An 11,563-nucleotide genomic window follows, 5' to 3' on the forward strand; every position below is an offset into this window, starting at 1 on the left:
CGCCGCTCCGGTGCGTACCCGCCTGCTGCCCCTGCTCATCGTGCTCATGGCCGCCGTGCTGCTCGCGCTCGGCTTTCCCCTCGCGATCAGCGTGGCCCGCGCCGAGCAGCAGCAGGTCGTCATCGACCGCATCGACGACACCGCGCGCTTCGCCGCGCTCGCCCAGTTCATCAGCGAACCGGTCGCCCCCGACGACGAACGCCGCCGGACCCTCCAGGCGGACCTCGACGCCTACGCCGACGTGTACGGAATCAGGGCCGGGATCTTCTACCGCGACGACCGCTACCTCGCCAAGGCGCCGTCCGCCTGGAACCTGCCCCGGGAGGGCGAGGGGCGCGCCGCCTTCCAGGAGGCGCTGCTCGGCCGCCGCTCCCACGACCCGCCCCAGGTCTGGCCCTGGCAGCGCGGCCGGATCGTCGTGGCCTCACCCGTCGTGCGCGACGGGGACGTGGTCGCCGTCGTGGTCATCGACTCGCCCACCGACGAGATGCGGGCCCGCGTCCTGCACGGCTGGCTGATCATCGCCCTCGGTGAGGCCGCGGCGATGCTGGTGGCGGTAGGGGCCGCGATCAGGCTCACCGGCTGGGTGCTGCTCCCGGTACGCACGCTGGACGCCGCCACCCACGACATCGCGCGCGGCCGGATGCGCTCCCGGGTGGTGGAGGGCGGCGGTCCGCCCGAACTCCGCAGGCTGGCACGCTCGTTCAACGAGATGGCCGACAACGTCGAGGAAGTCCTTGAACAGCAGCGGGCGTTCGTCGCGGACGCCTCCCACCAGCTGCGCAATCCGCTCTCCGCACTGCTGCTGAGGATCGAGCTGCTCGCCCTCGAACTCCCCGACGGGAACGAGGAGATCGCCTCGGTACGTTTGGAGGGGAAGCGGCTGGCCCAGGTCCTCGACGACCTGCTGGACCTGGCGCTCGCCGAGCACGCCGAAGCCGACCTGGCCCTCACCGACGTCGCCGCCCTCACCGCCGAACGCGTCGCCGCCTGGCATCCGGTCGCCGACGGGAAGGGGGTGGGCCTCACCCAGGACGGTGCCCCCGCCGTCACCGCCTGGGCCGATCCGATAGCCCTCTCCAGCGCGCTGGACGCGGTGATCGACAACGCGCTGAAGTTCACCCCGCCCGGCCAGGACGTGACGGTGTCGGTCGCCGTGGAGGGCGCCGTCTCCACCGTCGTCGTCGCCGACCGGGGCCCCGGCCTCACCGACGAGGAGCTGGCACGGGTGGGCGACCGCTTCTGGCGCAGCAACCGTCACCAGAACGTACGGGGCTCCGGCCTCGGGCTGTCCATCTCCCGGGTGCTGCTCGCGGCGGGCGGCGCCACGATCGGCTACGGCCGCAACGACCCCCACGGACTGCGGGTCACGGTCTCCGTACCCCGCGACGCCCCGCACGACTGACGGGCCCCCGGCCGATCAGGGCTTGACCGAGCGGTAGTACTGCTGGGCGCCGTCGTGGAGCGGCAGCGGATCGGTGTAGATGGCCGTCCGCAGGTCCACCAGCTGCGCCGAGTGCACCTCCCGCCCGATCCGGTCCCGGCTGTCGATGACGGTACGGGTGAACGCCTCGGTCATCGCCGCGTCCGTCCGGTCCGTGGTCACCAGCAGGTTGGCGACGGCGACCGTGGGCACGGACTGCCCCCGCTGCATCTCCGGGTAGGCGTCCGCGGGCATGACGGCGGCGCGGTAGTAGCGGGTCGAGCCCCCCGCCGCCTGGAGCCGGCGGATCAGCTCGTCCTGCAACGGAACCAGCCGGACGTCGGTCCGCCGCGACAACTGCTGGACCGCGTTGGTCGGCAGCCCGCCGGACCAGAAGAAGGCGTCGAGCTTCCCCTCCACCAGCAGCGACGGCATGGTGTCGATCCCCGCCGTCACCGGGGTGACACCCTTCGCCGGATCGACCCCCGCGGCGGTCATCAGCCGGTCGGCGACCAGCTTCACCCCGGACCCGAGCTGCCCGACGCCCACCCGCTTGCCGCGCAGGTCGGCGACGGTGCGCACGGAGGAGGAACGGGGCACGATCAGCTGCACGTAGTCGTCGTAGAGGCGCACACAGCCCCGCAGCCGCCGGGCACCGGGCCTGCCCCCGCGCAGGTACGTCGCCACCGCGTCGGCGGTGGCGATGGTGAAGTCCGCCTCACCCGCCGCGACCCGCTCGATGTTCTGCTGCGAGCCCTGGCTGGTGCGCAGCTGTATGGACACCCCCGGCATGTCCGTGGCGAGCGCGCCGTCGAGCCGCTCCCCGTAGAGCTGGTACACCCCGGTCCGCACCCCGGTGGAGAAGACCAGGGAGCCGCGGGGCGACGGGCTGTCGAGCGGCAGCACCCACCAGAGCAGGAGCCCCAGCGAGACCGCCGAGGCGGCGCCCGCGCGCAGCAGGCGGCGGCGGGTGGGGGACGGGCCGGTCGGGGACATGGCCGCGATCCTGCCAGCCTGGAGCCCGCGCTGACCAGAGCCGGCCGCGACGGGCGGGGGAGGGGTCTTTCCCGGAGCGCCTACCCTTGAGGGATGACCAGCAGCAGCGACCGGAGCCTCGCAGTGGACGTTCAAGAACTCAAGAGCTACGAAATCCGTACGTACGGATGCCAGATGAACGTCCACGACTCGGAGCGGCTGTCGGGCCTGCTGGAGGACGCCGGTTACGTCCGCGCACCCGAGGACGCGGACGGCGACGCCGACGTCGTGGTCTTCAACACCTGCGCGGTCCGTGAGAACGCCGACAACAAGCTCTACGGCAACCTCGGCCGGCTCGCCCCGATGAAGACCAAGCGCCCCGGCATGCAGATCGCCGTCGGCGGCTGCCTCGCGCAGAAGGACCGCGACACCATCGTGAAGCGGGCCCCGTGGGTCGACGTGGTCTTCGGCACGCACAACATCGGCAAGCTCCCGGTCCTGCTGGAGCGCGCCCGCGTCCAGGAGGAGGCGCAGATCGAGATCGCCGAGTCCCTGGAGGCGTTCCCCTCCACGCTCCCCACCCGCCGCGAGTCCGCCTACGCGGCGTGGGTCTCCATCTCGGTCGGCTGCAACAACACCTGCACCTTCTGCATCGTGCCCGCCCTGCGCGGCAAGGAGAAGGACCGCCGCACCGGCGACATCCTGGCCGAGATCGAGGCCCTGGTCGACGAGGGCGTCTCCGAGATCACGCTGCTCGGCCAGAACGTCAACGCCTACGGCTCCGACATCGGCGACCGCGAGGCGTTCTCCAAGCTGCTGCGGGCCTGCGGGAAGATCGAGGGCCTGGAGCGCGTCCGCTTCACCTCGCCGCACCCCCGCGACTTCACCGACGACGTGATCGCCGCGATGGCCGAGACGCCGAACGTCATGCCCCAGCTCCACATGCCGATGCAGTCCGGCTCGGACACGATCCTGAAGGCCATGCGCCGCTCCTACCGGCAGGAACGCTTCCTCGGCATCATCGAGAAGGTGCGCGCCGCGATGCCCGACGCCGCCATCTCCACCGACATCATCGTGGGCTTCCCCGGCGAGACCGAGGAGGACTTCCAGCAGACCATGCACGCGGTGCGCGAGGCCCGCTTCGCCAACGCCTTCACCTTCCAGTACTCCAAGCGCCCCGGGACCCCGGCCGCCGACATGGAGGGGCAGATCCCCAAGGAGGTCGTGCAGGAGCGCTACATGCGCCTCTCCGCCCTCCAGGAGGAGATCTCCTGGGAGGAGAACAAGAAGCAGGTCGGCCGCGTCCTGGAGGTCATGGTCGCGGAGGGCGAGGGCCGCAAGGACGGCTCCACCCACCGGCTCTCCGGCCGCGCCCCCGACAACCGCCTGGTCCACTTCACCAAGCCGGAGGGCACCGTGCGCCCCGGCGACGTGGTGACCGTCGAGATCACCTACGCCGCCCCGCACCACCTGCTCGCCGAGGGCGCCACGCTCGCCGTGCGCTCCACCCGGTCCGGCGACGCCTGGGAGAAGCGGACCGCCGCGGCGGCGGCCAAGCCCGCGGGCGTGATGCTGGGCCTGCCCACCATCGGCGCCCCCGCCCCCCTGGCCGCAGCCTCCGCACCGGGCTGCGGCTGCGACTGACCACCCGGCGTCACGGGACGGGCCGCCGCTCGCGCGAGGGGCGGCCAGTACGCTGACCGGCATGCTTGTCGCCGCCGCCGTGAGCCCCTGCCCGCCCCTGCTGGTCCCCGAGGTCGCCGCCGGGGCCGCCCCCGAGCTCGATCCGGTCCGGGCAGCCTGTGCCGAAGCCCTCGCCGTCCTGGCACGGGCCCGCCCCGATCTGCTGATCGTGGTCGGGCCCGCCGAAGAGGGCGGGCGGGGCGCTTTCCCCTCGGGGAGCGCCGGGGACTTCCTCGGGTTCGGCGTGGACCTCGGCGTCCGGCTGGGTCCGGAGGCTCCTGACGGCGACGCGTCCTCCCGGCCGCTGCCCGCCTCGCTCACCGTCGGCGCCTGGCTGCTCGCGGAGGCCGGCTGGACCGCCTCCCCCGTCGAGGGGCTCGGCGTCGGCGAACCCCTCTCCCCGGAGCGCTGCGCCGAGGCCGGCCGGGGGCTCGCGGAGCGCGAGGGCCGGGTGGCTCTGCTGGTGATGGGCGACGGCAGCGCCTGCCGTACCGTCAAGGCGCCCGGCTATCTGGACCCCCGCGCCGAAGGGTTCGACGCCGTCGCCTTCCGTGCCCTGGGCGAGGCGGACGTGCGGGCCCTCGCGGAACTCGACGCCCCCCTGGCGTACGCACTGAAGGCGGCGGGCCGGGCCCCCTGGCAGGTACTGGCCGGCGCCGCGGACGGGGCGGGCCTCGCGGGCCGGTCGCTGTACGAGGACGCGCCGTACGGAGTGGGCTACACGGTCGCCGCCTGGTCATGAGCCCGCGCGGCCGTCGTCCGCGGCCGCCGTCCGGGCAGCCGCCTCACCCGAACGGGTGCCGGCCGCGGAGTCGGGCCCCGCGGCCGTCCCTGCGGATACGAGTGCCGACCGGCCTCAGTGGGCCGGCGGCGGAGGCGTACCGCCGGTGCCGCCCGTGCCGTCGAAGCCTGTCGGCCCCTGGCCGTGCGCGTCCTTGTGACCCAGGCGGTCCACCGTGTCCTTGGCCTTCTGCGTACCGCTCTGGATCTTGTCGCTGTACTTGCCCTTGGTCTTCTCGTCGACCGTGCGTGCGGCCTTGTCCAGGCCCTGCCCGATCTTGCCCCCGTGCTGCTGCGCGAGGTCGCCGACCTTGTCGCCGACCTTGTCCTTGGCCGGTCCCAGCCGGGCCTTCAGATTGTCCAGGAACCCCATGGGTCACCTTCCGTGCCGTGGTCGGTCGGGCCGAACCTGCTCCCGCACCGTCACTCCTGTCCGGTGCCGCCGATTTTACTCGTCAGGAACAAAAGGTGCGCAATCCTACAAAGGGGACGGTCGGGTCGGCGGGGTGCGAGAGGTTTGGGAGACTGGGGCGGTGAGCAGACCAGTTCCCGCCCCCCGCGTCATCACCGTCGTCGGCCCCACCGCGGCAGGCAAGTCCGATCTGGGGGTCTTCCTCGCCCAGCAGCTCGGCGGCGAGGTGGTCAACGCCGACTCCATGCAGCTCTACCGGGGCATGGACATCGGTACCGCGAAACTGACCCTTCCCGAACGGGACGGCGTACCGCACCATCTGCTGGACATCTGGGACGTGACCCGTACCGCCAGCGTCGCGGAGTACCAGCGCCTCGCGCGCACGGAGATCGACCGGCTGCTCTCCGAAGGCCGTACCCCGATCCTGGTCGGCGGCTCGGGGCTGTACGTGAAGGGCACCATCGACGCCCTGGAGTTCCCGGGCACCGACCCCGAGGTGCGCGCCCGGCTCGAACGGGAACTGGACGAGCGGGGCCCCGGCGCCCTCCACGAGCGGCTCGCCGCCGCCGATCCGGGTGCGGGCCGGGCGATCCTGCCCAGCAACGGGCGCCGCATCGTCCGCGCCCTCGAAGTCATCGAGATCACCGGCAAGCCGTTCACCGCCAACCTCCCGGGCGACGAACCGGTCTACGACGCCCTGCAGATCGGGGTGGACGTCGAGCGCCCCGAGCTCGACGCCCGGATCGCCCTGCGCGTCGACCGGATGTGGGAGGCGGGCCTGGTGGACGAGGTCCGGGCGCTGGAGGCCCAGGGGCTGCGCGAAGGACTCACCGCCTCCCGCGCGCTGGGCTACCAGCAGGTGCTGGCGGTCCTGGCCGGCGAGTGCACCGAGGACGAGGCCCGCGCCGAGACCGTGCGCGCCACCAAGCGTTTCGCGCGACGCCAGGATTCCTGGTTCCGCCGTGATCCCCGGGTCAACTGGCTCGGCGGCGGCGAGCTCGACCGGGAGGAACTCCCGGACCGCGCCCTGACGTTGGTCGAACGAGCGGTCACACTCTGATCACGTGATGGCATCGGGACGCCCCGCGCGTCCTTTCCGCCCGTGCGGGCGTGCCATCATCGAGCATCGATCGATACAGCAAGTCCGAGTCGGGAGGGCGCGTGGCGATGGAGGCCGGCCCTCGTGACACGGAGCGGGAGGCGGCGGAGAGGCGGCTCGCCGCCGATCCGCTCAACTCGGACCTGCCCGACGACAGCGTGATGACGCCCGAGGTCGAGGTCGAGCTCAGGCCGGCCCGCAGGCTGCGGATCTGGCAGCTCGCCCCGATCGTGGTGCTCGCCGCGATCGGCTCGCTGATGTTCGCGTTCCCGCTCGCCTTCGAGTTCGGCGACGGCGGAGCCGTCGTCGCCATGCTCGGCCTGCTGATCAGCGGCTGCGCCGCGGGCTGGGGCATGATGGCCGCCCGCCGCGTCGGGCACATCTGGCCCGGTCTGCCCGCCAGGGGCTCCGGCACCCGCCCCGACTGGCGCGTGATCGCGCTCTACGGGGTGCTCATCCTCGCCCTCGTCGGCCTGGCCGTCTGGCGCGTGGCCCGGCTGCGCTGACCGCGCGCGTCCCGGCGCCCGTACAGTTGCCCTGTGAGCACCGAGCAGATCACCTTCTTCAAGGGTCACGGCACCGAGAACGACTTCGTGATCATTCCGGACCCGGACAACGCCCTCGACCTGCCCCCGGCGGCCGTCGCGCGGCTCTGCGACCGCAGGGCGGGCATCGGCGGCGACGGGCTGCTGCACGTCGTGCGCTCCGCGGCCCACCCCGAGGCGCGGGCCATGGCGGACGAGGCCGAGTGGTTCATGGACTACCGCAACGGCGACGGTTCGATCGCCGAGATGTGCGGCAACGGCGTCCGCGTCTTCGCCCGCCACCTCCAGCGCGCCGGGCTCGTCGAGGAGGGCGACCTGGCGGTCGCGACCCGCGGCGGAGTCAAGCGGGTGCACCTCGCCAAGAACGGTGACATCACCGTCTCCATGGGGCGGGCCGAGCTGCCCGCCGAGTCGGCCACCGTCTCCGTCGACGGCCGCAGCTGGGAAGCGCGCAACGTCAACATGGGCAACCCGCACGCCGTCGCCTTCGTGGACGATCTGGCGCACGCCGGAAACCTCTTCGCCGAGCCCGCGTACACCCCCGCGGCGGTGTACCCCGAGGGCGTCAACATCGAGTTCGTCGTCCGCCGGGGCACCCGCCACGTCGCGATGCGCGTGCACGAGCGCGGTTCCGGCGAGACCCGGTCCTGCGGCACCGGCGCCTGCGCCGTCGCCGTGGCCTCCGCCCGCCGGGACGGCATCGACCCCGCGGTGACCGGCACACCCGTCGAGTACACCGTCGACCTGCCCGGCGGCACGCTGGTGATCACCGAACACCCGCACGGCGCCGTCGAGATGACCGGTCCGGCCGTCATCGTCGCCGAAGGAGTCCTCGACGCGGACTGGCTCGAACCGGTGCTCGGTCGATAACCCGACCGCTTTTCGCTCGAACGGGTGATCCGCTTCACGCTGCGCGAGAGGCGGACTGCCGTACGTGGTGGGGTCGGTAGCATCAAGCACCGGCCCGGGGACATCAAGGTCTGCCTCTCACCGCCGGTCGACGTCGCCGGAGGTGCCCATGAGTGCAGAGGCCGCCAGTCCAGGTGTCCCCGTCCGCAAACGCTCCCGCCCCCGGATCGATCTGCGCAGACTCGGCCGGGTGGCACTCCTCGGCCCGGTCTCCCGGGGAAGACTGCCGGACGCCATCGGCCATGTGGCGGAGGCGCACCGCGCACATCACCCGGACGCCGACCTCTCCGTGCTGAGCCGGGCCTACGTCCTCGCCGAGTCCTCCCACCGCGGCCAGATGCGCAAGAGCGGTGAGCCCTACATCACCCACCCGCTCGCGGTGACCCTGATCCTCGCCGAACTCGGCGCGGAGACAACGACCCTGACGGCGTCTCTGCTCCACGACACCGTCGAGGACACCGAGGTGACGCTCGATCAGGTGCGCGAGGAATTCGGAGAGGAGGTCAGCTATCTCGTCGACGGCGTCACGAAGTTGGAGAAGGTCGACTACGGCGACGCCGCGGAGCCCGAGACCTTCCGCAAGATGCTCGTCGCCACCGGCAACGACGTGCGGGTCATGTCGATCAAACTCGCCGACCGGCTGCACAACATGCGCACCCTCGGTGTGATGCGGCCCGAGAAGCAGGCGAGGATCGCCAAGGTCACCCGGGACGTGCTGATCCCGCTCGCCGAACGCCTCGGCGTACAGGCCCTCAAGACCGAGCTGGAAGACCTCGTCTTCGCCATCCTCCGCCCGGAGGAGTACGCGCACACCCAGACTCTGATCGCCGAGTCGGAGAGCGGGCAAAGCCCCCTCGACACCATCGCGCAGAATGTCCGCGGCACCCTGCGCGAGGCCGGCATCACCGCCGAAGTCCTGATCAGACCACGCCACTTCGTCTCCGTGCACCGGGTCCGGATGAAACGCGGAGAGCTGCGCGGCACCGACTTCGGCAGGCTCCTCGTACTGGTCGGCGAGGACGCGGACTGTTACGCGGTCCTCGGTGAACTCCACACCTGTTTCACCCCCGTGATCTCCGAGTTCAAGGACTTCGTCGCCGCCCCCAAGTTCAACCTGTACCAGTCGCTGCACACCGCGGTCGTCGGTCCGGGCGGCGCGGTCGCCGAAGTCCTCATCCGTACGCACCGGATGCACAAGGTCGCCGAGGCGGGCGTGGTCGCCCTCGGCAACCCGTACGCGCCGGACGCCACCGCCCCCGCCGGGGACGAACCGGCCGACGGCGAACGCGCCGACCCCACCCGGCCCGGCTGGCTCTCCCGGCTGCTCGACTGGCAGGAGTCCGCCCCGGATCCGGACACCTTCTGGAGCACACTCCGCGCCGATCTCGCGGAGGACCGCGAGATCACCGTCTTCCGCACCGACGGCCGCACCGTTGTCCTCCCCGCGGGCGCCAGCTGCGTGGACGCGGCGTACGCGCAGTACGGCGACGGGGCGCACCGCTGCATCGGCGCACGGGTCAACGGACGCCTCGCCACCCTCGCCACCGCCCTCGGCGACGGCGACACCGTGCAACTGCTGCTCGCCCGCGACACCGTCTCGGGGCCCTCCCGGGAGTGGCTCGACCACGCCCGTACCCCCGCCGCGCGCATCGCGATCGCCGGCTGGTTCGACGCCCACCCGGAGGACGCCGCCTCGCAGGACGCCGAGGACGCCCGGTACGCCCCGTACGCCGAAGGACAGGCCGGGGCCGAGACCGGTGGCGACGGGGAGGTCGGCGGGCTCGACTGGCCCCAGGCGCACCCGGGCCGGCCCGGGACGGACCTTCGCCCTCACGACGCCGGTGACCCGGGCGGCGATGCCACCGAATGCCTGGTCACCCTCGTCGCGGAGTCCTTCGGGCGCCCCCGGCTCCTCGCCGACCTCACCGAGGCGATCGCGACCGCCGACGCGGCCATCGTCTCCGCCACCGTCGAGCCGCCCAGCGAGCAACGGGTACGCCACACCTACACGTTGCAGCTCACCGACGTGGACAGGCTGCCCGCCCTCGTGCGGGCCATGCGGGACGTCGCGGGCGTCTACGACGTCAGCCGCGCCTGAGGCCCTGGCTCCCGCCGCCCGGCCCGCCCGGCCACCTCGTTCGGGTGGCCCGGCAGCGCGTCGCCCCCCGCCGGGACGGAGGGCGCTGATAGCGGTGATCCATGCCGCCCACCTCCCGCCGCCTGCGCACCGTCCTGCTGGCCGCCGCGTCGGCCGGCCTGATCGCCGCCGCCCCGCCCGCCCCTGTGGAGAGCGGCCCCCTCGGCATCGGGGACCGGCTCTTCCCCACGCTCGGCAACCCGGGCTACGACGTCCTCTCGTACGACATCGCCCTCGACTACGGCGGCCGCAACACCGATCCGCTGGAGGCCGTGACCGTCATCAGGGCGCGGACCACCGAGCCCCTGGACCGGATCAACCTCGACTTCGCCGGCGGCGAGGTCCGCTCGGTCGCCGTCAACGGGCTGACCGCGCGGTTCACCGGCGAGGACGAGGACCTGATCGTCACCCCGGCCGCACGGCTGCCGGCCGGGGTACCGGTACGCATCACCGTCCGGCACACCAGCGACCCCGACCAGGGCGCGGACAGCGGCGGCTGGGTCCGCACCGCTGACGGCCTCGCCCTCGCCGGTCAGGCCGACGCCGCCCACCGGGTCTTCCCCTGCAACGACCACCCCTCCGACAAGGCGTACTTCACCTTCCGGATCACCACCCCCGAGCAGCTCACGGCCGTCGCCAACGGACTGCCGGCCGGTCTCGGCCACCGGGGCGCCACGGTCACCCGGACCTTCCGTACCGAGCACCCGATGGCCACCGAGCTCGCGCAGGTCTCCATCGGCACCTCCGAGGTCCTCCACCGGAGCGGCCCCGGCGGCCTGCCCCTGCGCGACGTCGTCCCGGCGGCCGACGCGGCGGCCCTGGAGCCCTGGCTGAGCAGGACCCCCGCCCAGATGGAGTGGATGGAACGCCAGGTCGGCCCGTACCCCTTCGAAACGTACGGGCTGCTGGTCGCCGACACCGTCACCGGCTTCGAGCTGGAGACCCAGACCCTGTCGCTCTTCGAACGCCGGCTCTTCACCGGGGACACCCACCCCGAGTGGTACGTCGACTCCGTGATGGTCCACGAACTGGCGCACCAGTGGTTCGGCGACAGCGTCTCCCCGGCTTCCTGGTCCGACCTCTGGCTCAACGAGGGGCACGCGAGCTGGTACGAGGCCCGCTACGCGCAGGAGCGGGGCGGCCCCAGCCTGGAACGGCGCATGCGGGACGCGTACACCCGGTCCGACGCCTGGCGGGAGGCCGGCGGACCGCCCGCCCGCCCCGCCCCGCCGGCGGCCGGGCACAAGCTAGACCTGTTCCGGCCGGTGGTCTACGACGGCAGCGCCCTGGTCCTCTACGCGCTGCGCCAGGAGATCGGCGAGGAGGCCTTCGACCGGCTGGAGCGGGCCTGGGTGCGCGGGCACCGCGACGGGTCCGCCACCACGGCCGATTTCGTCGAGCTCGCCTCGCGCGAGGCCGGACGCGACCTTTCGGCGTTCCTCGACGGCTGGCTGTACGGGGCGAAGACCCCCGCCATGCCCGGCCACCCGGACTGGCGCGGCGCCGCGCCGAAGAAGGCGGCCCCGGCCGCCCCGGCCCCGCACCCGGTCCCCGGCGCCACGGGGAAACCCGCATGACGGGCGCGGAGGGCGCATGCCAC

At 72.9% G+C, this 11,563-nt stretch carries 10 protein-coding genes; 8 read left to right on the top strand and 2 right to left on the bottom strand.

The genetic code is table 11. From position 1 onward, the window contains the following. The first annotated feature begins 10 nt into the window (after positions 1 to 10). On the top strand, positions 11 to 1,405 hold the full coding sequence (locus tag OHA55_RS24915) for a HAMP domain-containing sensor histidine kinase (protein ID WP_266709879.1): 1,395 nt from the start codon (positions 11 to 13) through the stop codon (positions 1,403 to 1,405). A gap of 15 nt (positions 1,406 to 1,420) precedes the next feature. On the opposite strand, the gene OHA55_RS24920 is transcribed toward OHA55_RS24915, so the two are convergent. After that, complete coding sequence (locus OHA55_RS24920; protein ID WP_266709880.1) at positions 1,421 to 2,419, bottom strand: TAXI family TRAP transporter solute-binding subunit; 999 nt, start codon at positions 2,417 to 2,419, stop codon at positions 1,421 to 1,423. Positions 2,420 to 2,512: 93 nt separating this feature from the next. Between OHA55_RS24920 and miaB the strand changes: the two genes are divergently transcribed. Next, the gene (gene miaB, locus OHA55_RS24925; protein WP_266709881.1) at positions 2,513 to 4,042 is read left to right on the top strand and encodes a tRNA (N6-isopentenyl adenosine(37)-C2)-methylthiotransferase MiaB; all 1,530 of its coding nucleotides are present in this window, start codon (positions 2,513 to 2,515) and stop codon (positions 4,040 to 4,042) included. A gap of 61 nt (positions 4,043 to 4,103) precedes the next feature. Beyond that, positions 4,104 to 4,823 (top strand): class III extradiol dioxygenase subunit B-like domain-containing protein, encoded by a 720-nt coding sequence (locus OHA55_RS24930; protein ID WP_266709882.1) that lies wholly within the window; start codon positions 4,104 to 4,106, stop codon positions 4,821 to 4,823. Positions 4,824 to 4,937: 114 nt separating this feature from the next. Here OHA55_RS24930 and OHA55_RS24935 read toward each other — a convergent pair whose 3' ends face one another. Next, the gene (locus OHA55_RS24935; protein WP_266709883.1) at positions 4,938 to 5,234 is read right to left on the bottom strand and encodes an antitoxin; all 297 of its coding nucleotides are present in this window, start codon (positions 5,232 to 5,234) and stop codon (positions 4,938 to 4,940) included. 160 nt (positions 5,235 to 5,394) lie between these two features. Here OHA55_RS24935 and miaA point away from each other — a divergent pair, with 160 nt between their 5' ends. The 5 genes from miaA (at position 5,395) to OHA55_RS24960 (ending at position 11,540) form a co-directional block, all read left to right on the top strand. Continuing rightward, positions 5,395 to 6,333 (top strand): tRNA (adenosine(37)-N6)-dimethylallyltransferase MiaA, encoded by a 939-nt coding sequence (gene miaA, locus OHA55_RS24940; RefSeq protein ID WP_266709884.1) that lies wholly within the window; start codon positions 5,395 to 5,397, stop codon positions 6,331 to 6,333. 107 nt (positions 6,334 to 6,440) lie between these two features. Then, positions 6,441 to 6,878 carry a hypothetical protein gene (locus OHA55_RS24945; protein WP_266711127.1) on the top strand — a complete coding sequence of 146 codons (438 nt, stop codon included), beginning with the start codon at positions 6,441 to 6,443 and terminating at the stop codon, positions 6,876 to 6,878. Positions 6,879 to 6,911: 33 nt separating this feature from the next. Continuing rightward, entirely contained in the window at positions 6,912 to 7,787 is an 876-nt protein-coding gene (gene dapF / locus OHA55_RS24950; RefSeq protein ID WP_266709885.1) for a diaminopimelate epimerase, read from the top strand. 148 nt (positions 7,788 to 7,935) lie between these two features. Continuing rightward, positions 7,936 to 9,924, top strand: coding sequence for a bifunctional (p)ppGpp synthetase/guanosine-3',5'-bis(diphosphate) 3'-pyrophosphohydrolase (locus OHA55_RS24955; protein WP_266709886.1), 1,989 nt, complete (start codon positions 7,936 to 7,938; stop codon positions 9,922 to 9,924). A 101-nt stretch (positions 9,925 to 10,025) separates the two neighbouring features. Further along, a complete protein-coding gene (locus tag OHA55_RS24960; protein WP_266709887.1) occupies positions 10,026 to 11,540 on the top strand; it encodes a M1 family metallopeptidase in 1,515 nt (504 codons plus the stop codon). The last annotated feature ends 23 nt before the right edge of the window (positions 11,541 to 11,563 follow it).

It is taken from the genome of Streptomyces sp. NBC_00102 (assembly GCF_026343115.1).
Classification (GTDB): Bacteria; Actinomycetota; Actinomycetes; order Streptomycetales; family Streptomycetaceae; genus Streptomyces.

Bases quoted from the DNA above. Each gene is read 5' to 3' on its own strand.
- OHA55_RS24920 (WP_266709880.1), bottom strand. From the start codon at position 2,419: ATGTCCCCGACCGGCCCGTCCCCCACCCGCCGCCGCCTGCTGCGCGCG.
- miaB (WP_266709881.1), top strand. From the start codon at position 2,513: ATGACCAGCAGCAGCGACCGGAGCCTCGCAGTGGACGTTCAAGAACTC.
- OHA55_RS24930 (WP_266709882.1), top strand. From the start codon at position 4,104: ATGCTTGTCGCCGCCGCCGTGAGCCCCTGCCCGCCCCTGCTGGTCCCC.
- OHA55_RS24935 (WP_266709883.1), bottom strand. From the start codon at position 5,234: ATGGGGTTCCTGGACAATCTGAAGGCCCGGCTGGGACCGGCCAAGGAC.
- OHA55_RS24945 (WP_266711127.1), top strand. From the start codon at position 6,441: ATGGAGGCCGGCCCTCGTGACACGGAGCGGGAGGCGGCGGAGAGGCGG.
- OHA55_RS24955 (WP_266709886.1), top strand. From the start codon at position 7,936: ATGAGTGCAGAGGCCGCCAGTCCAGGTGTCCCCGTCCGCAAACGCTCC.
- OHA55_RS24960 (WP_266709887.1), top strand. From the start codon at position 10,026: ATGCCGCCCACCTCCCGCCGCCTGCGCACCGTCCTGCTGGCCGCCGCG.